Annotated in this window: 8 protein-coding genes; all 8 read right to left on the bottom strand. The window is 69.9% G+C overall.

All coding sequences use genetic code 11. The features are described from left to right. Nucleotides 1-15,979: DUF8616 domain-containing protein (locus ON39_RS04995; RefSeq protein ID WP_040731506.1), on the bottom strand; the 15,979-nt coding region annotated here is incomplete at its 3' end. Between the two features lie 17 nt (nt 15,980-15,996). Further along, the gene (locus tag ON39_RS04990) at nt 15,997-16,512 is read right to left on the bottom strand and encodes a YbaB/EbfC family nucleoid-associated protein (protein ID WP_040731504.1); all 516 of its coding nucleotides are present in this window, start codon (nt 16,510-16,512) and stop codon (nt 15,997-15,999) included. A 16-nt stretch (nt 16,513-16,528) separates the two neighbouring features. Beyond that, complete coding sequence (locus tag ON39_RS45630; protein WP_051186313.1) at nt 16,529-16,879, bottom strand: hypothetical protein; 351 nt, start codon at nt 16,877-16,879, stop codon at nt 16,529-16,531. Nucleotides 16,880-17,143: 264 nt separating this feature from the next. Continuing rightward, nucleotides 17,144-18,841 carry a hypothetical protein gene (locus tag ON39_RS04980; RefSeq protein WP_040731502.1) on the bottom strand — a complete coding sequence of 566 codons (1,698 nt, stop codon included), beginning with the start codon at nt 18,839-18,841 and terminating at the stop codon, nt 17,144-17,146. A 133-nt stretch (nt 18,842-18,974) separates the two neighbouring features. Beyond that, entirely contained in the window at nt 18,975-19,424 is a 450-nt protein-coding gene (locus tag ON39_RS04975; protein ID WP_040731501.1) for a TY-Chap domain-containing protein, read from the bottom strand. After that, nucleotides 19,421-19,912, bottom strand: a complete 492-nt coding sequence (locus ON39_RS04970) for a DUF6301 family protein (protein ID WP_040731499.1) — start codon at nt 19,910-19,912, stop codon at nt 19,421-19,423. Before ON39_RS04970 ends, ON39_RS04975 begins: the two co-directional genes overlap by 4 nt. An 82-nt stretch (nt 19,913-19,994) precedes the next feature. Beyond that, the gene (locus tag ON39_RS04965; RefSeq protein ID WP_040731497.1) at nt 19,995-20,363 is read right to left on the bottom strand and encodes a hypothetical protein; all 369 of its coding nucleotides are present in this window, start codon (nt 20,361-20,363) and stop codon (nt 19,995-19,997) included. An 826-nt stretch (nt 20,364-21,189) separates the two neighbouring features. Continuing rightward, on the bottom strand, nt 21,190-21,373 hold a 184-nt coding region (locus tag ON39_RS49985; protein ID WP_218006152.1), incomplete at its 5' end, for a hypothetical protein.

Raw genomic sequence — 21,373 nt, 5'->3', positions numbered from 1 at the left:
CCGGGTCGCCCTCCGGCGGCCGGTGACCGCCGCCGTCCGAACCGCCGTCACCGGGGTCGCCCGCCGGCGGCGTCGGCGGTTGCGGCGGCTTCTTTCCGCCACCTGCGCCGTCGGAGGCGGGCTCGGCGCTCGAATCCTGCGCGGGCTCCACGGTTTTCACCTCGGCCGGGCGTGAGTCGTTCTCCGGGCGCGGCTCGTTCTCGGGGCGCGGCCCGTTCTCGGGGCGCGGCCCGTTCTCGGGGCGTGGCTCGTTCTCGGGGCGTGGCTCGTTCTCGGGGCGTGGCTCGTTCTCGGGGCGCGGCTCGTTCTCGGGGCGCGGTCCCTCGCTCGACGGTTTCCGCTGTCCTGCACCGTCTTCCGACGGGCCGGTTCGCGTCGGCGCACCTTCGCCACCCCGCGTGGGATGCGGCGGCGGGGGTGTGCCGCCGTTCGACGGAGGCGGTGTCCCACCACCCGGCGGAGGCGGGGTCGCCGGCGGACGCGGTGTGCCGGCTGGGTCCGCACCGGTGGGCGGCGCCAGATCGACGAGGGTTACCCGGCCCCGATCGTCGACCAGCACCTGACGGTAGAGGACCTCGACACCCTGCTGGGCGAGGTCGGCGCGCAGGTCGGCGCCCAGGATGTGTTCCGGAGCCGCGAACGGCGAAACCGCAAGCAGCCGTTGCCTGTCGCCCGGAAGCACGGCGACGCCCTCAGCGCCGGCCAGCGGCCGCCCCTCCGACGCGAGCACGTCGCGCGCGATCTCCGCCGCCGCCTGAACCCGCAGGTCGTTCTTGGCGCGCACCGACTCGTGGTACTGCCCGAGCGTCTTCATCACGTCGGCCGTCACCCGCGAGACCTCGTTGTAGTGCTGCTGCGCGGCCTTCAAATCATCGAAGTACTGCACCATTTCGGCAGCCGGAACATGCGCCTGCTCATTGAGCGCCGTGACCCGCGCCTCGGCGTTGTCCGCGGCCTCCCGCGCCGCCCGCTCCAGCTCCCGAGCGCTCATCCCATCCGGGTCCACGCCCAGCCCCCGCAGCGACGCGCGCACATGGTCGAGCAGCCGCTCGGCATTGCCCGCCGCCACGGTGATCCGATCGACCAGCCCCTCGAATTCCGCCGTCCGAGTAGTCGGTTCGTAAGGCCGCGGCGCACCCGCCGTCCACTGATCCGGCGACCCACCCACGGGCTGACGACTGCTACCACCCGGGTCACCAGGCTGACCAGCCTCCCCTGGCTGACCCGCCTCACCGGACTGACGCGGCTCACCAGATTGGCGCGGCTCTCCTGGCTGACCTGAGTCACCGGGCTGGCGCGGCTCACCCGGCCGACCCGACTCGCCCGTCTGGCGGGACTCACCCGACTCGCCCGTCTGGCGGGACTCACCCGGCTCGCCCGACTCACCGGGTCGGCCCGACTCGCCAGATTGACGCGGCTCAGCTGTCTGACGCGGTTCGCCTGGCTGGCCCGAGTCACCGGCCTGGCGCGGCTCACCCTGCCGACCCTGCTCGCCGGACTGGCGCGGCTGACCCGGCTCGCCCGCCTGACGAGGCTCACCCGATTGGCGCGGCTCACCGGATTGGCGCGGCTCACCGGATTGGCGCGGCTCACCTGGCTGCGCCGACTCGCCCGCCTGGCGCGACTCACCTGGCTGGCGCGGCTCACCGGGCTTACCCGAGTCGCCGGACTGGCGCGGTCCACGCGATTGACGCGGCTCACCGGGTTGGCCCGAGTCGCCAGATTGGCGCGGCTCACCCGATTGGCGCGGCTCACCTGGTTGGCCGGAGTCACCGGGCTGGCGGGGATGGGGCTGGTTCGCTGTTCCGTCTTCGCCGGGCACGGCGTTCTGGGGTGCGGGCTTATTTTCTTCTGCCGCAGGCTTATTCGATTCTTCGCGAGGCTTCGCCTCTTGTGCCGGTTCGACCGCCTCTTCGGCGGGCTCAGCCATCTCCTCTCGCGGCGTAGCCGTTTCCTCGGCGGGTTCAGTCGTCTGCTTGGCAGGCTCAGCCGCTTCTTGCCACGGCTCAGCCGTCTCCTGCGGCGGCTTCAGTTCGCCCGTGAGCTTGTCCGTCGCGCCCGCGTCGTCGCCCGACTCGCGTTGCGCCCCAGCGTCTTCCGTCGTCGGAGTGCGCGGAGCTTCACCGCTCGGCGGCTTCTTCGCGCCGCCGCCGTCGCTGGGTGCGTCGGGTTCGGGGCGGGGGGCGGGCAGGGGCGGCGCGTCGGGTGGGTCGGTGCGGTGCACCTGGGTGCGGCCGTCTTCACCGGAGACGAGACGCAGGACGACGATGTTGTCGCGGTTCGGGCCGACCAGATCGGCGAGGTCGGGGTGCTGGGCGACGGCTCGATCGACGAGTGTCGTGGGATCCGCGGACTCGCCGCGCACCACCACGACCACCTGACGCGGGTCGCCCGGGACGATGCCGACCTGCGGCACCCCCGCCAGCGGTTCCGCGCCCGCCTCGCGGAACGCGCCCTCCCTGACCTGTTCGGCGAGCTGCCGATCCAGTTCGGCCGCGTCGCGCACGGCCTGGCGCTGCCGCTCGAACGCGTCCTCCGCGTCGGCCGGATCCTGCGCCCGCCGCAACTGCTCCTCGGCCTCGTCCGCGGCGCGCAACGCCTCGGCCTTCTCCCGCTCCAAACGATCGATCTCGTTGCGCCGCTGCGCATCCGCCTCGGCTTCGCGCCGCTGCCGCTCGGGATCGGCGGGCGTTTCGGGCCGCGTCGCCGGATCCCCCTCGGACACAGTCGATTCCGGCTGCCCACCACGCGCCGCACGGGCGCGGTCGAGGTCGGCGTCGTGCTGCTGGACGCGCTCCTCGAGGCGCTGCACCTCCGCGCCTGCCTCGTGGAACTCGTCGAGTGCCCGCGTCACCGCATCGATGCGGTCCTGACCGTCCGCGTCCTGCTGCTGCGCGCGCAGGTCCGCCAGGTGGGCGGCGGGATCGTCGGCGCCCAGCAGCGCGTCGGGATCGACCCCGGCCTGCCGAGCGGCGTCGAGCAGCGCGGTGGTGCTCACTTCCCAGCGAACGCGCGCCTTGGACAGTGCCAGCTCGGTGCGGTCGCGCGGCAGGAACGGCCCCGGCGCGGCGATCGGCTCCGGCGCGTACGGAATGCCCGCGCGGTCGCCGGTCAGCGGCGGCCGGTTCGCGTCCCAGTGGAAGCCCTCGGCGACCGCGTGCGCGTTCGCGTCGTGCCAGGTCTTGCCCGCGTTCGCGGGGTCACGCAGGTAGTTCGACTCGGTGAGCGCGTCGAGTATGAGGACGACGTCCTCCGGCCGCGGCTTGCCGTCCACGATCCGGTTGATCGCCTCGGCCACGTCGGCGAGCTGATCCATGCGCCGCTTCACCAGGCGGCCGCTGGGATCGGCGTGATCGCTGGCCAGGTGCTCGTCGTTCATCAGGTGATCGATGACCTGCTGGAGCTGTTCCCGCGTGAGCTGCGGGTACTCCGGCCGGGGCGGCACCTCGCCGTCGGCCGAGCTGCCCCGCGGGAAGGGGTCCGGCTTCGCGTGGTCCTCGATCTTCGGCAGCAGCGGGCGCATGCCGGGGGTCAGCTCGTCCACGATGCGGGTGATGTCCGCGTCGGTGATGGGTCGCTCGCTCCGGATATCGAGCAGGCGCTGCCTGATATCGGTGACGATGTCGCGGACCGCGGCCGGATCGTCGGTCGGGAAGTGGTCGAAGGCGTCCCTGGCGATCACGTCGATGGCCTGGTTGATCATGGCCAGCTGCCGGTCGACATCGGGGCGGCCCAGATCGACCCCGCGGTGCGGATCGACCAGTTCCTTGCGGATGCGGTCGACCAATTCCTGTGCGCCGACCCGCTTCTGCTGCTCGCGATACTCGGCCAGCGGTTCGACCATTCGGTCCGCCAGCTGATCGTCGGCGCGGAACCGCTCGTACTCGCCGTCGGCCCACTGCTGCACCTCCCGCCACTTCGCGACGTCGGTGTCGATCGCGCGCTGCAGCCACTCCGCGATCTCGCCGCGCTGCGGGTTGTTGGTGTGCTCGGCGGACTCCCACCGGCGGAACATCGGCTGAATGTTGGTCTCCGGCGGGCGATGCCACTGCACCGACGACCACACGGTGCCGAACGGTGGCAGACGCTGCAGCCACGGCCGCGCCTCGATCCAGTCGCCGATCGCCGGATGCCGCTGGATCCACGCCAGCACCGCCGGATGCCGGACCGCGTCGAACAGCGTGCGGAGATTGCGTTGAATGGCGTAGAAATCGCCGCCGACGTGCAGGGTGACGATATCGTCGTGCGGCACACCGTGTTCGAAGTACGTGGTCGTCGCGCCGATCGGGTTCATCGGCAGCATGTTCTTCGCGATATGCCCCGGCGGGATGTCGGCGAACGGTGTCGCCAGGTCGTTGATGTAGTCGCTGAGCCCGCCCCACCAGTCCGGATTGCCGAGCTCGACGTACTCGTACTCGGGGCCGCGGTTGCCGCGCCACTCGGGCTTGCTCGGATCTACCGTGTGCCATTGACCGCTGTCGTCCTGCCAGCGGACGAACAACGGGCCGGGCTCACCCTTGAACCAGCCGGTGTCGACGCGCTCGATGGTCGGTCCCCGCATCGGCACCTGCCGCCACGTGCCGTCCTGCTCGGTGACGACCTGCCGGTACTCGATGCGCGGCTGCCGCATCATCGCCTGTGCCACAGCGGGTTCGGTGCGGATGGCGTGGGCGAGGTCCCGGTCGTGTCCGGCCCGCGGGTGCTCGAACTCCCCGCGCGGACCGAACACGATGATCCGCGGCCGCTCGCCGTAGACGATGCCGACCCGGTCGTTCACCATGTGGCCGCCCTCGGCCGCCACGATGTCGCGCCACAGGCCGGTGACCCGGGCCATCTCGTCCTGCAGCCTGCCCATGGCGTTGTCGGCCGCGAGCACGTCGCGCGCGGCGTCTTCCAGCGCGTCGAGCATGCGGTGGCGCTCGGCGGCGGCCTCGCTGTTGTCCATGGTGCGGGTTCGGTGATACTCCAGCGTCTCTTCCAGCTGACGCGGGTGCGGACCGAGCTCGGACTCCGGGATGCCGAGCCGCCGGGCCAGGTCCTCCATCATCGAGCGCCGCGCCTTGGTGTCGCGGAAGATATCGGCGCGCTCGCGGGCCATCCGATCGAGGTCACCGGTGAGATCGTCGGCGGGCGGGCGATCGCGGCCGACGCCCTCGTCGTGCAGTTGCGCCAGGCGCGCGTCCTTCTCCGCGACGGCCTCGTCGAGGCGGTTGAACTCCTCGACCGCCTCGATGAGTTTGCGGATCGCCCGGTTGCGCAGTTCCAGTTCGGCCCGGGTAGCGGGTTCGCGCACAATCCGTTCCGGAGAGTCCAGGCTGCTGCCGATCCGCGTCTTCTTGGTCCGCGCCTCGTCGTAGAGTTCGAGCACCCGCTGCTCGAACGCGTCGCCGACCAGGTCTCGGACACCGAGGTGCTCGGCCCGTTCGTCGCGCTTCGCCCGGGCGAACTCGCGTTCGCGCGCCAGTTCGCGCCGCTCCTCGAGCAGGCGGTCGTACTCCGCCTCCGGGGTCTCGCGTCGAACGGCCGCTTCGTGTTCCGCGTCGAGCCGCGCCAATTCGCGATCGATCCGGGCGATCTCGGAGTTCGCCTCGTCGACCCGGTTGACCAGCCGCTCCAGCTCGTCGATGCGCGCCATCTCCCGCGGCTGTTCGCGCACCTCCATGGTGCGGCCGCGCAGCTCCTCCAGCGTCCGCTGCAGATGGTCCGGATGCAGCGCGACCCAATCGCCGGCCGACGAAACCCGCAGACGCCCGGCCAGCTGGTCCCGCTGGGCCCGCACCGAATCCCGTTCCGCGACAGCGCGATCGCGCTCAGCGTTCAATGCCTCGCGGCGCGCATCGATGAGATCCTCGGGGCGAGGGGTGTTTTCAGCCTCAGGTCGCGGCGCGCCATCGGGGTCGCCTTCGGGGCGCGGCGTCGCACCGGTGTCGCCCTCAGGGCGCGGCTTGCCATCGGTCTCGCCCTCGGGACGTGGCTGGCCGTCGGTCTCACCCTCGGGACGCGGCGTCGCACCAGTCTCGTCTTCAGTGCGTGGCTTGCCATCTGATTCGCCCTCAGGTCGCGGCGTCGCACCGGTCTCGTGGTCGGGCCTCGGCTTGCCGTTGGACTCGCCCTGGGGTGTGGGGGTCTCCTCGCCGGGTTGCCGGTCGGGACGGTTCGTGCCCTCTTCGCCTGGGTCGCTCGAATCGCCGACGCGCGGAGGGGTTTCCGGGGGCTTCTTGCCGCTGCCCGCGCCGTTGGGTTCGGGTGGGGTGGGTGCGTCGTCGCGTGGCCAGACCTTGACGTCGCCGGGGGATGAGGTTTCGGGGGCGCGATGCTTGCCTGCCTCCTCCGGTGGAGCCTCGGCGGAGGGGTGGGGCAGGACGCCGTCGGCGATCTCGCGGGAGAACTCGGCGCGCAGGGCCAGCATGCGTGCCCGCCATTCCGCGTGGTCGGCGGCCATTTGGGTGGCCCAGTCCACCGGTTCGGTGTCGGCGAGCCTGCGCATGGCGGCCGCGTGCTCGGCGGCCATCCGAGCCGTCCACTCGGCGGACTCGGCGCGCATGCGAGCGGACCAGTCCTCGAGGCTCTCGTGCCGGCCGCCGTCGTCCCTCGCGGAACCGGGGTCCTGCGGCGGATCGACCGCCATCCGGGCCGGCTCGTCCGCAGCGCGATGCGGCCCCGGCTCCCGAACCTGTTGCGGCCGAGTGCCTTCCGGCTCGGTGCGCGGCTGACGCGGGGCGAGCGCGTCGGGGCCCAGCGCCGCCAGATCCATGAGCACCTTGTGCATGACCCGCGCGGGCTCGCTGGCGTGCGGACCGTTGAGCACGACGTCCTTGAACGCCTCGGCCACGGCCTCGCCCGGAACGAAACGTCCGTCCCGGTCGAAGCTGTACGGGCTGAGGTTCTGACGCAGCCAGTTGTCGTAGCCCTGCCTGGTCGGCGGGAGCGCCGGGTCCTGCGAGGCCCTGTACTTGTAGTAGTCCTGCAGGACGTGGTCGATATAGGTCGGCGAGTGCGGATTGTTCGGATCCATCGGCCGCAGCGCGGCGCGCTGCCCGTGGAAGTCGACCGCATGGCCGTATTCGTGCACCAGCACCCGGTAGACCGGGCGGGTGAGCAGATCCGCGCCCAGCCGTCCCCGGCCCACGCCGTCTTGGATCTCCTGCCGGAAGGCCCCCATACTGCCGACGAATTCCTTGTTGATCTTTATCGTCTCCGCGTACCGCACCCGCGTCTCGGGGTGGATACCCGGTATCACCTCCGCCACGTTCCTGCTCATGAACGAGCCGATGGTGATGCCGCCCAGGGTGATATGCGGGTAACGAGCCCGCAAATCGACTATGGCCCTGGCGATTTCGCGCGCGACCTCGGGATGAACGCCCGGCTGATCGAACCCGTACACCCCGAGCCCGGTCTCCTCGGCCAATCTCCGGCCGACCTCCGCCGCGTCCAGCGGCGTCCACCTGTCGACAATGGGCGGCTCCGAGTGACCACCATCGACGCGGACATCGCCGTCCATCCCGTCGACCGGCTCCCCCGGCCGACGCGGCGGCAACATCTGCGAAGCCGATTCCCGCTCCGGCGACAGGTGGTCGGCCGGCCTCCGAGCCGGCTCGCCGGCGGCCGGACGCGGCTGCGGCTCCGACACCGAATCGCCTTGCGGCCGAGCCGCATCCGCCGGCCGCCGCGGCGGCAGCATCTGCGAAGCGGACTCCCGCTCGGGCGACAGGTGGCTGGGCCGCCCGGCCGGGTCATCGCCCGCCGGACGCGGCCTGGGCTCCGACCCCGAATCACCTTGCGTGCGAGGAGCATCCGCAGGAGGCCGCGGTGGCAGCATCTGCGAAGCCGATTCGCGCTCACGCGGCAGATGACCGGACATCAAGGCGGGCTCGTCACCCTCCGGACGCGGCCTCGGCCCGGACGACGGATCACCCTGCGGCCGAGTCGAATCCGCAGGACGCGGGCTCGGTTCGTCACCAGCCGGGCGCGGCGGCTCATCCCCCGCCGGACGCGGCCTCGGCTCGGACGCCGAATCCTCCTGCGTGCGCGAACGATCCGGAGTAGGCGAACCTGGCTCGTCTCCGACCGGACGCGGGCGTGGTTCATCCCCGGCACGGCGCGACCCCGGCTCGTCACCCGTCGGACGCGGACCCGACTCGTCCTCGACCCGGCGCGCCCCCGGCTCCTCTCCGGACGGACGCGAACCCGGCTCGGACGGACGCGGCCTCGGCTCAGCGCCCGACTCACCTTGCGGTCTGGACGCATCCGGCTCATCCACCGGACGCTGTCTCGTCTCAGCCGCCGAATCCCCTTGCGGCCGAGCCGCTTCCTGCGTGCCGTCGGTGTCCGCCCGGCGCGGTGCCAACTGCTCGGGACCCATCGCCGCCAAATCGAGCAGCAGCTTGTGCATCACCTGGGCAGGCTCGGTCGCCGCCTGCCGTCCATTGAACTCGACGTCGAAGAAGCCCTCGGCCAAGGCCTCTATGGGATTGAACGTGCCGTCCTCGTTGAAGCTGTAACCGCTGAGCTGTTTCAGCCAGTTGTCGTAGCCCTCCCTGGTCGGCGGCAATGCCGGGTCCGTGGCGGCACGAGCCTGGTAGTAATCCTGAAGGACCCGATCGACGTATCGCGGTGAGTTCGGGTCGTTCGGATCCATGTGGCGCAGCGCGGCACGCTGGCCGTGGTGATCCATCACATGGCCGTACTCGTGCAGCACCGCGCCCCACACCGGACGCGTCATGATGCTGGGCTTGAAATGCCCTGTTTCCACACGCTCTTCGACCCGCGCCCGGAAATCGTCCATGCTTCCGACGAAATCCTTGCTGATCATGATGAACTTGCTGTGCTTGACGAAGGTCTCGCGATTCGTCACGGGCTGGGTGTACGCGATCCCCCGGTCCGGAACCTCACCGATGCGAATACCGCGGAGATCGGCGTGGGGGTACGTTTCGCGCATATCGATGACGCCCCTGGCGATCTCGCGCGCTACCTCCGGATCGACCGTCGAGTCGAAGCCCAACACCTCGAGCCCGGTCTGCCGCGCAAGTTCCTCGCCGACCTGCTGCGCGTCGAGCGGCGTCCACTCGTCCTGCATCTGGAACTGCGGCTGATCGCCGTCGGGCCGATCGCCACCGTCCATCCAGTCCACCGACGGATCGTCCGGCCGGCTCGGATCGGCGTCCGGTTCCCTCGGCGCTTGTTCGTCGGCCCCGCCGTTCTCGTCCGACGGACGCGGACGCGAATCCGTACTACCCTCCGCGCCAGGGTCTTTCGGGCCACTGTCGTGCACGGGCAACGCTTCGTCCGGACGTACCGGAGCCCCGGTCCCAGGCTCGGCCGCGACCGGCTTGATCAGCAGGTAGCCCTTCTCACGAACCTCCTCCTCGGTGAACATCCCGGCGACATCCTTGGCCATCGGAATCGGACTGTTCACCTCGTGCAGGTCGACATGCGCCATCAACCCCTCGAACGAGGTCGCCCCCAGATCGAGATCACTATCCTCACGGAACCGCTCCCCCGACTTCTCCGACACACCCGTCTGCCGACTACCGAAGATCACCAAGGGGTGACCGGACTCGGCCACCGACCGCTTCGCCGCCTCCAACATCTCCGGCGTCACACCAGGACCCGGCTCACCAACCACCTCGACCTCAGGCAGATCCTCGTCCCGCCGACCGCCATCAGCGGGTTCGGGCTCGACGGTGTCGTCGGAAGGCGGCGTCTTGTCGGGACGGTCGTCACCGTCCATCCAGTCCAGTCGATCGCTGGGGCCGCGCGGCTCGGCTCCGTCTCGCCAGTCGCTCCCGGACGCCACCCGATCTTCCGGCTGGTGCCCGGATTGGCGGACCTTCAGGTGCGGCTCGACCGCGGGATCGGGATGGAAGGTGCGCCACTCGCCGCCGTTGCGAATGACCGGGGCCGTGCCGGGGCCCCGGGAGCGGTCCACGCCGACGGCGTCGGTGGGCGCGAGCACCTCGACGCCGAGCCGGTTGGCCACATACTGGGCCCAGCCGTGCTCGTTGCCGCTGTGGCACGCCAGCAACCTGACCGGCGTGCCTGGAACGTAATGCGGATTGTTGAGCAGGGCCTGGACGATATGTTCAGGATGGGTTTTATCACCGTGGCCGGGGATCGGCGCGCCGTCCTCGCTGCCGTGCACGACGACGTCGTGCACGCCGTCCAGACGCAGGGCGTTCTCGCGGACGTTGTGGGTGGTGGTGTCCTCACCGATCGAGGTGCTGTCGGGGCGATGGACCACGCCTTCGCCGTTCGGGAGGTGGTCGTGGTAGATCGGTCCGTTGTCGTTGCCGGAATCCGGTTCACGTTGCGGCGCATCGTCATTGTCGGCCATGTCATCGGATGGCCGTGGCCGCGTTCCAGTTTCGGAGTCCGGTTCCCTCGGTGCCCGATCCTGCGTCCCGCCGTTCTCATCGGCCGGGCGCGATGCCGGATTCGCTTCTGCCTCAGGGTCTTTCGGGCTACGCTCGGGCACCGGTGCGACCTCGTCGGCCGGACGAACGGGGCTCCCGGTCCCAGGCTCGGCCGCGACCGGCTTGATCAGCAGGTAGCCCTTCTCCCGGACCTCCTCCTCGGTGAATATCCCGGCGACATCCTTGGCCATCGGAATCGGGCTGTTCTCCTCATGCAGCCCCACATGAGTCATCAACCCGTCCAACGACGTCGCCGCCAGATCCAGATCACTATCCGCACGGAACGGCAGCCCCGACTTCTCCGACACACCCGTCTGCCGACTACCGAAAATCACCAACGGCTCACCGGTCTCGGCCACCGACCGCTTCGCCGCCTCCAACATCTCCGGCGTCACACCAGGGCCCGGCTCACCGACCACCTCGACTTCGGGCAAGCCCGCATCCTGCCGACCACCGTCGGTCGTGTCGAGGTCGTCGGCGTCGGAAGGCGGTGAGTTGTCGGTGAGTTCGTGACGCGGGCTGCCGGTGCCGTCGTGCCGCCGGTCGTCCGGGGACTCACCCACCCTCGGCTCGGCCGCGTTCGCCTCCGACTCGAGCATCCTCAGTCGATCCGCGCGGCTGATCGGATGCTCGGGGCGGCCCTCCGGCCCGCCGAAGACGATGGCGCGGGTGCCACGCACCTCCTGCGGCGCCACGGGCGGGTACGGGTGGTCGTTCACGCTGATATCGCGGATGACGATCTCGCCGCCGACGTTGATCATCTCGTACGCGTGCGCGCCGACGCCGTACTCGTCGCGGGTGCCGTAGGTGTCGACGATCAGCGCCGAGGACCCGTCACCCAGGTCGAGCAAGCGTTGCCGGACATCCGCGTGATCGGCGGGCCGCAACTCTCCGCCCGCCAGCGCCTCCAACTCCCTGGACGTCATACCGTCCGGGCCGATTGTGCGCTCCGGCAACCAGACATGGTCGCCGTGCCTCTCGCGGAGGCCGTTCAAGGCGTACTCGCCGCACTGTCCGCGGCGATCGTCCGGCTGGCCGGGTTGATCGTCGGCGGGCCGAGGGTGCGGGCCGTCCGGGACGGCACTGTCCGGACGATCGTGCTGTGCAGGCTGATCGTGCTGTGCCGGAGTGTGTTCGGAGTCGACCATGCCGATGGTGTCCATCCGAACCGGAACGCCGTCGCGGTTCAGGTTGAACTCGCTGACCTTGATCCCGCCGCGCATATCGACGTGCACCTTGTGATACTCGATCTTCAAGGTTCCGTCGTGAAAAGCCTTCAGCATGTCGTCACGCACACGGATGAAGTCACGGCCCGCGGGCGAATCGTCGATGATGCCGAGGGCGCGCAAGCCTTCCGGGGTCGCGTTCAGGACCACTTGGAGATTGACGTCCATCGCCAGCGTCCGCCGTAGGTACTCCGGCGAACCCTGCTGCGCGCGTCCGTCCACGGTATTGGCGCCGCCGAGCCCGGAGCCGACGCCCTTGGCCTCGACGATGACCAGCTTCGGGGGGCCACCGTTCGGATCCGGTACCAGCACAGCGAGATCCACCAGATTGGAGCCGTCCCTGGCGTGCGGGGAGTCGGTGAGGTTGACCGCGCCGGGATGCAGGCCGGGATCCAAGCCCCAAGCGCGCGCGCCGAGTTCGCCGAGTTCTTTGGAGGCCGTCACCATCTTCGGGCCGAGATCGTTGTAGTTCTCGGCGTTGGCTCGCAGTTCACGCAGGAGGGCGGCCTTGGCGGCCTTCTCCGGTGCGCTCAGGTCGGGGTCGTTGCGAATGTGATCCCTGAGCTCGCTGATCACGTCACCGAGCTTGCTGGCTTTCAGATGGGGGATCTCAGAGATCCCGTCCGGGAGATCAGTGAGCCCGTACTTCGAGAACTCCGGTATGAGCCGATCGACGAGATCCGCGGCGATGGTGTCGCGCTCCCGCTGCAACTCCTGCCGGCGCTCGGCGATGTCCTGCATCTGATCCTGAATCGCGGACTCGGCCTCGGTGAGCGGCCGCACCGGTTCGTATTTGCTCGCCGGGCCCTCGTCCGCCAGGAAGGCGAACTTCTTGGTGCTGAGATGGTCCTCGATGTATTGGCCGTTTTCATAGCTGTGCAGCCGGAACTGCGAGTCGCGCCAGGTGTTGTCAGCGTCGGCGGGATGATGCCATTGCGCGTCCGCACCGCGATAGAACTGTCCACCACCCGGTCGCTGGCCGATACGCGCTGGGTCGGCGGCGTCTGCGCCCGCGGCCATCAGCTCGTCGCGCACGTGCGTCGGCACCGGGTCGACGGGGGTGCCGTCGCCGTTGAAAAGGATTGCCAGCGAACGGCTTACATCCCGGGTCGGCGCCCCGCCCTCGTCGCCGCCCAGCGTGATGTCGCGGATCGAGATCTTACCGTTCTCGTGCACCATCAGGTACGCGTGCGCGCCGACGCCGTGGCGGTCCGCCGGGCCGCTGTACACGTCGACCATGAGCGCCGTCGCGCCTTCGCCCAGGTTCATCAGGCGGTTCGCGATGGCTTCCGGTCCCCTGAATTCGCGCAGCGAACCGCCCGCCGCGGCCACCAGTTCACCCGCGGTCATGCCCTCGGGACCGATCCTGCGCGAGGGCAGGCGGAAGTTCTCGCCGCCGAACCGCCGGATCAGTTCCACCACCGAGAACAGACCGGACTTGCCACGCAGTTCGTCGTCGCCGCGCGGGCGCGGCTCATCGGCGGAGTCGGCGTCACCCTCGGGTCGCGTGGAGCGGTCCGCCGGCGCGTCGCCGTCGGGATGACGGGACGGACCATCGCCGCCGGGATGCCTTGCGGGCGAACCGCTTCCGGCATCCGGACCGACCAGCAGGGGAACCGGTGCGGGGTCGTCGTCGCCGCGCGGCCGGTCGCTGTCGGAGTCGTCGCGGCGCGCGGCCGGGTCCTCGTCGTTGCGCGGAGCCGCGCCTTCGTCGCGGGGTCGAGCATCGCCTTCACCGGGTAGGCCCGGTTCGCGCTTCGGGCGAGGTTCTTCGCCGTCGCGAGGCCGATCCGTTTGCGGGGCAGCATCTTCCGGACGCGAGGCGGAGTCGTCGTGGCGCGGGGCGGAGTCGTCCGGGCGCGTGGCGGCATCATCGGAGCGTGGGGCGCCACCCTCCTGACGCGGAGCACCACCCTCCTGGCGGGGAGCGCCGGCCTCGGGCCGTGGAGTGCCACCCTCTTGACGAGGAGCGCCCGCCTCAGGACGCGGAGTGCCACCCTCTTGACGAGGAGCACCGGCCTCAGGACGCGGAGTGCCACCCTCTTGACGAGGAGCACCGGCCTCAGGACGCGAAGCACCACCTTCCTGACGAGGAGCGCCCGCCTCAGGCCGCGAAGTGCCACCTTCTTGGCGAGGAGCGCCCGCCTCGGGCCGCGAAGCACCGCCCTCCTGACGGGGAGCACCCGCCTCCGAGCGTGGCGCACCACCCTCTTGACGCGGCGCACCGGCCTCCGGCCGAGAAGCACCCCCCTCCGGACGCACGGCAGAACTCCCGCCCGGCGATTCGGCGCGGACCTTTACTCCACTCTCACCTGCCGCCCGATCCGAAGACCGAGGCGCCTCGGAGCCGCCCGCCTCCGCGCGCACACCGGGAGTCGAACTACGTTCTCCGCCACGGACATTCGGCTCCGCGACGCCCGCACGGGTATCCGCGCGCGGCCGGTCCGCACTCTGCCGCGCCTCCGGCGCGTTCGCCCGCGAATCGCCGGCGCGCGACTCGCCACCCGACTGCGCCCTGGCGGGCTCGGCGCCGCGACCCGGATCCGCACTACGCCCAGGATCGGCGCTGCGACCCGAGTCGACGCTGCGTCCGGTATCGCCGCCGCCGGCGGACTGACGCGCCTCGCCCGGCACACCCGACCTCGGCTGCGACCCGTCTCCGCCGGTCCGAGCCGGGTCGGATGTAGTCGAATTATGTTGGGGCGCAGCCTGTCCCGAATCGGGCGCGCCGCCAACCTGGCTTCCGGCATGCTGCTGTGGAGCCGAACCGCGGTCGGTCCCAGCGGCTCCGGACTCCCCCGCGCCACGATCGTGCGCGCTGCCGCCCTGGTCCCCCGCGGTGGTGGTGTTGTGATCTTGCGGGAGGCCCGCGCGGCTTTCGGAACCGCCCTCGTGGCGCCCGCCGTCGGCGCCGCGGTTGTCCGAACCACCCTGATGCTGCTGAGATCCTTTGTCGCCGTGGCCCGTTGCGTCCCCGGACCGGCTCGACGAGCCGTCGCCTGAGCTGTGCGCGGGGGTGTCGGCCGAGCTCCGCGGCGACGAACCGTCACCGGTGCGCGACGTCGAGCCGTCGCCGGTGCGCGACGTCGAGCCGTCGCCGGCACTGCCCGTATTACGGGTGTTGTCACCCGTTCCCGAGTTACCCGTTCGATTATTGCTTCCGCCGCTCGAACCCTCGCCGCCGGTCCGGCCGGACGAGCCGCCGGCGCCGCCCTGCGTCGCACCATTCGTAGCACCAGAAGTGTTGTTGCCCACGCCGTTTGAGCCGGCCGGGTGGACACCGGGTGAGTTGTTCTCACCGACCCCGGTCGGCGCGGATGTGCTGGGGGTCCCGACCCGCGGCACACCGGTCGGATCGACGTGTATGCCGCCGCCCCACTTCGGCGACGTGCTGAAGTACCCGTTCGACAACGCCTTGTTGCCGCCCGACATCGCGCCGTTGGAGACGCCCGCGGTGAACATCCGCGGATCGAGGTTGCTGAACGCGCCGCCCCAGCCTCTTTCGGCGACGTCCATCGCGAACTGCGGCAGCGCCCCCGCGACGGCGCCCACGGAGCCCGCGGCCGCGCCCGTGATCGCGCCGGCGAAGAAGGGACGCATCTTGCCCTGCAGCGCGTGGCCGAGCTTCTCGCCGAGCGGGCCCGCCACGCCCGCGCCGAGGCCCGAGGACAGGGCCGTCATTCCGACCTGTTTCCAGTTGACGCCTTCTTTGCGATGGCCCTGCCACACCTGTATCTGCTGGATGCCCAAGTCCTGCATGGTGCCGAGGGTCATATCGATGACAACGTGCTTCGCAAGGAACTTGAACAAGCCCGGCAAGACCATTTTGCCCAAGGCCCGGCTGATCGCGGCCATCACGCGCTGGGCGATCATTCGGATGCCGAACCTCGTCGCGGCGATGGCGCCGGCCTCCACGGCGGGGGCGGTCGGCGGGAACAGCCACGCCGCCGCGATCTCTAGCGCCAGCAGGCCGAGCGAGGACGCCATCATCCATTTGGCGTACTCGATTTCGTCGCCCACCTTATCGGCGGAATCGGCGATGCCCTCGAAGAACTTCGCCATTTTCTGGAGGTTTTGATTTTCTTGTTCTTTGGAGGCGCCCGCGCCACTCCACATTTTGTCGAAGACGCCGCCGATTTCGTCGCGCGCCACCCCGTGCGGATATGCCGCGAGTGCGGCGTTCTTGGCCGCCATGATGTCGGCCTCGATGCCGCGTATTCCGTTGGCGGCGTTACGCCAGTCGTCGGCCAGGCCTCGCATCCCGGTCTCGGAACCCTCGGGCCAGTCGCTACCGGCGACCCACCCGAGTACGTCGAGGACGCCGTCCCAAAAATCCGCCATGTCTGGTCACCAACCGATCACCAACCGGAATCGGTGACCCCCGGCTTCGTCGGCTTGACTTGCTCGACGGGTTCCACGTTGTCGAAGGTCATTCCGGTGTCTTCGGCCGCGACGGTGGCGCGGTCGCGCGCGTCCGGCTTGGTCTGCGGCGCCCGCTCCATCGTCGGCATCAGCGAGCTCACGTCGGGCATGCCCTCGACCAGGTCGGACAGCTTCGGCAGGCGCGCCCGATCCTGCTGGATCGGCGCCATCAGTTCCTGCGTTCGACGCATCACGTCCGCGGTGGCGTCCTGCGCGGCCTTCAGGATCGCGCGCGCCAGCTCGGGGTATTCGAGATCCTCCACGCCGCGGCCGAATTTGACGTCGATCAGCACGCCGTCGGCGTTCACCGCCACGGTGACCCGGCCGCCCCGCTCGGAGGCCTTGCCGATCAGCGCGGTGCGTTGACGCTGCAGTTGCGCGATGTTCCGAAGCTGCGACTGCACCTCATCCATGAGCCCCGCGACATTCTCGCGCGAAAAATCATGTGTCACAGCGGCCGACCCTCACTCATCTGTACTCGAAGCCTCGCCGGTTCGGTTCCTCCAGTTTCGTCTGGATATCGTCGGCGACCTTGGCCTGGGAGTCGGCCAGCCCGTTGAACGCGCCGGACATCCCCCCGTTGCCGCCCTCGCCGACGGCGAAGTCGCGCATGTTCTTCTTCGACGCCAGGTAGCCGGGCTGCCCGTCGGCGCCGTCGGCGAACTGCTTGCCGAGCTTGTCGTCGCCCCACGGCGCGCCGCGACCGGCGGTCGCGGACTCCAGCGTCGACCACACGCCGGCTACGCGGGTGCCCACCTGTCTGGTCTTCCCTGCGGCTGCGCGGAATGCGGCGGGATCGATCTCGAATTTCTCCGTCATCGTGAACCCTTCCCTCCAGTGCCGACCGGGCTTGCCGCCCTGTTCACGACCCGCGCGCCGTTCCTACCGTGTCTGTTCATGCACGGTTCACGTGCGCAGTGACGATCAGTCAAACAACCGTAACACCAACAACACTCGCCGACCACTCCAATCGGGTGCCCTGCCGAGCCCCAGAATATGGGGGCACGACCCTCTCCCGAGCATGCTCTGGTCAGCGAAAACGCCTCTGACAGACCCGTCTTCCGTGCCTCGCTCCCGCTCGGCTCACGAGGCCTCCATCGCGCTGTGCCGCTGCTGGAATCGCTGCTCGAACTCCGCGATATAGATCGACGGCGCCACCGAGGACGAAGACTGTTCCAGCACACCGTCGTCGGCGATGTAGAACAGGGCACGGCCGATCGCGATCTCATCCGGTTTCGTCGGTACGTAGACCATCCAGCCCACGCTGATCCGGTCCGCGCGCAGGTCCGCCAGCGGGTATCGGGAGGTGTCCATACCGCTGTCGATCAGGAACTGACGCACCCTGGCCAGCGCGTCCTCCTGCGGCATCGGCTCGGGCAGCGTCATGGTGACCCCGCCCATGGCGAGCTGGAAGAAGGCGCTGTCCACATCGAACTCACCGTCGGCGCCGAAGACGTCGACCAGCGTGGCGCGGGTCGCGACCCCGACCTCCGCGGCCGACACCAACGTCGCCGCCGCCGCGCGATGCCGGGGCGTCACCCGGTCGCCGAGCACGCCGCAGACGATGTCGACGACCGTCTCCGAGGTCCACATGCCGGGCACCGCGTCGCTGAGCTCGTCCGCGATCGGCGACTCGCCGCGATACCAGGTGCCGCCCTCCCACCAGTAGCAGAACGACAGCAACCCGCCCGCGACCCGCGCGTTCAGGACCGGGTTGGCGACCCATTCCGGCGCGCCCGCGTAGAGCCGCGGCATGGGCTCGCCGTGGTTGTAGACGCGATCCAGCGCGGGCGCGTTCCACACGCCCCCCGAGAGCACGGCGCGCCCGCCGGGCAGGGAGTACAAGGTCGAGCCGCTGCGCTTGAGTCCCTCGAACCAGCTCATCGATGGCAGCACGCGCGGTCCGAGTTCGGATCCGGCCGCGACGAACGCGGCGGCGATCACCGCCCACCGGGCGGCCATGAGCGGGAACGGCGGGAAGTCGTCCGCCGACAGCTCGCCGCGCCTGCCCACGTCGCGATCCGCCCTCGCCTGCGCGGCGGCCTCCCGCGGCGTGCGGGACTGGCGATCGCCGTGGCCGAGGTAGGCGGCGAGCCAAATGGGAAGGGACGCACGGGGATACACCTCGAGGTCCGCGCGGTAGATCTCCGGTGCGAACAACTGGTCGTCCGGGAAGGGCTCATCGCCGTAGTCGTAGTCGACCTCGACCTGCCCCTCGCTGGTCAGCGTGAGCAGATAACGCCACCAGGGTCCATCGCTGAGTTGAGCCGAGAGATGCCGATGCTCGCGAATCATCGCGAGCACGTCCTCCGGCGGAAAGGCCCGGGCGACCCGGTCCTGCTCGTCGGTGAAGACGACCATCGCCACCTCGGCGCCGACCGCCATCGCGAAGGTCGCCTCCAGCCGTGTCCAGCCTTCCGGACCCGCCGCGCCGAGTTCGCGAGCCACCTGACGGCTGATCGCGCCGGCCCGCTCGGCCACGTCCTCGGTCTGCGGCGCGGCGCCGGCGAGGGTGAAGCCCACGTCGGGGGCCTCGCCTTCGTCATCGACGCCCGAGTCTGCGTCGGCTTCCGGCGAGGCGTCGAGGGACCGCGGGGCGACGGCCGGTGCCTCGGCGGAGGGGTCGGTGAACTCCGACTCGTGCGCCGGTACCAGGAAACGTCGCATGAACGCCGTCTGGGCCGCGGAGGTTTCCGGCGTGGACTCGACGGAATGCTCGTGATCCGTAGCCGATTCGGCGCGGGGCTCGTTGTGCGAAGCCTCGTCGTCTGGTCTGGTCACGTCGCGGATCTCTCCTCAATCAGGCACACCGGATATCGACCGGCTCACTGGCGTGGCCGCTCGAAATCATCCTGGCACAGCGGGCGGCGCGGCGAGCGGCGAATATCGCCGGGCCGGCCGCCCGGTGCCGGCCTCAGTTCGCCGGGGACAGTCCGAGCATCGGCAGCTCTATCGGGCTGTTGCCCGTGTTCTCATTCCACGCTCGATAGGCCAGCGCCGCGGGTTCCGCGATGCCGTACGCGTCGCGTAAACCGGTGACCACCATGGCCGCCACCTGACCGTACTCGGCCGACGACATCGGCCAAGGCCACTCGTGCCACCAATTGCCGACGTGGTCGAATTCCGGCGGCCGCCATCCCGCGTCCGCGATCAGCCGATTGCCGGCCTCGTCCGCTTGCACGGCCTCTTCGAGCCACCTATCGCCGCAGAGTTCGGCGGTGAGCATGTCGTCGAACTGCCGGAACTGCGCGTAGCGCGCAACCTCGGTCGCCGGGGTCGACTCGGCGATGATCACCACCGCGCCCGCCGACAGGCCGGCCAGCTCCTCGGCGAGCCCGGCCGCGAACTCGTCCCACCCGTTCAATCCGCGTCCCGACCTTCGAGTTCGATGGCCTGGTCGTGCAATGCGAGCTTGGCGTTGGTGAACAGCGTGAGCTCGATCATGGTCTTCAGTCTCTGCAATACCAGGGTGGTTTCCGGGCCCGCCCAACGAATCTCGGGCGAACTGCCGGGCTTTCTCGTACTGGGCTCGCCGAGCGCGGCGGTCAGCGCACGACTCATCCTGACGAAGGCGTCACGGGTGTTCGACTGCCCAGGAGATTCGTCGCGTCCCCCACCGGTCACCTCGACGGTGATGAAGTCCGCGCGGCCGTCCCAGCCGATGATGCCCGCGGTGTCGAAACCGAAGATGGCGTCGAACATCACGAACTTCGGCTCGGCGACCGCTATCTCCCAGCCGAACTCGGCGGCCACCTGGGGAGCGTCGTCCATTTGCCATGACCACTTCAGCGCCCGCAGCCGGGTACCCAGATCGACGATCTCCTCGTCGGTCAGTGCGCGCCATTCCGTCATGCGATCACCCTAGTCGTACCGTCGGGACCTCGTCTTTCCGCGCGATCGACTGTGCCATAACGGGTAGGCCTATACAACACGGTCAAGCGAAGATAGTGGCCCTTCTCGACGGGTCCGAAAGGACGTCGCGGAGCAGTAGGCCGAGGTCCATGTCGGGCGGGAGCGAACGGTAGATCACATCGAAGGCCGGGACGCCCGCGACGCTGACCACGAGCCTGGTGTTGCGCTGATCGTAGGGATACCAGTCGACGGCGACCGGGCCGTCGAGATCGACGTCGCTACCGCCGATGCGCAACCCGAGCCTGCCGTGGTGCCGGTAGAGGACCACCGGGACGTCACCCAGATCGCCGTAGACGCCACCGAATCGGTGCGAGCCGCCGGACGTCGCCTGCAACGCGCCGGTTACCGGATCGAACTCGGCGAACACGCCGTAGCCGACGTAGGGACGCACGACAACCGTTGGGCCACCGGCGTTCTCGCTGACATATGGACGCCGACCATAGCCGTTGCTTCCGCCGTTGCGGTGACCGGTTCCGCCTGACTGCGCTCCGCCGCCCATAGGCGGGGGCATGCCCGGTGGGAGGGAGGACGGCGCATCGTTCGCGGAAACCGAATTTCCCGACGGTGCATGCGGAGGTGCTGATATCCCCGGACCTTCGGCCCCACAGGTCGCCACTTGTTCCCCTGCGAACGGTGTCGGCTGATGTGGGGGTGACGATAGATGTGAGTTCGGCGGACCGAGAGTCTGTGCGGAATCCGGCAGATTCAGCGCCCCCGGAGCATGACCGGGCTCCGTCGGCACCGCCCAATTCGGCGAGACCGGCATCTGCGGGGCGGCCGGTGGACTCGGTGGAGCGGCACTGTGCGGCGGAGCCGACGAATTCAGCGGCACCGGCGAGTTCGACGGCGGCATCCCTTGTGGCATCCCCGGTGATTGCGGGATGCCCGGAGGATCCGATGGTGCCGAAACCTGGCTCGGCACTGCCGGTTCCGGCGTCACCGGCATGTGCCCGATATTCGGTGACGTCGGAACCTGTGAAGTCTCCGGCGAGCCGAACCAGTCCGACGAGACCGGTGTCCGCGGAGAGCCCGACAGGTTCAGCGGGATCGAAAAGTCGGGAGATGCCGACGGATTCGGCGGCATCGTCGGGTGCGACGGTAAGGGAACGTGCGGCGATTCCGGCGCGTGCGGCGGCTCCGGCAGGATCGGCGGCACAGGGGGTTGCGGAGACACTGGCGGACTCGGTGGCTCGGGGAACTGCGGCGGTACCGGCGAACTAGGCGAGGCGGGCGGCGGTACCGTCGGGTGCGGCGGTACGGGAACGTGCGGCGATCCCGGCGCATGCGGCGACTCCGGCAGACTCGGCGGCACAAGGGCCTGCGGAAACACCGGCGGACTCGGTGGCTCGGGGAACTGCGGCGGTACCGGCGAACCAGGCGAGGCGGGCGGCGGCACCGGCC

Origin of the sequence: Nocardia tenerifensis NBRC 101015 (assembly GCF_000308715.1) — a bacterium.
Classification (GTDB): domain Bacteria; phylum Actinomycetota; class Actinomycetes; order Mycobacteriales; family Mycobacteriaceae; genus Nocardia; species Nocardia tenerifensis.
The sequence above is the reverse complement of the archived record's forward strand: the minus strand, read 5'-3'. Positions and strand labels throughout refer to the sequence as shown.

Coding starts and splice junctions, on each gene's coding strand:
- ON39_RS45630 (WP_051186313.1), bottom strand. CDS start 16,879: ATGACGGAGAAATTCGAGATCGATCCCGCCGCATTCCGCGCAGCCGCA.
- ON39_RS04970 (WP_040731499.1), bottom strand. CDS start 19,912: ATGACGGAATGGCGCGCACTGACCGACGAGGAGATCGTCGATCTGGGT.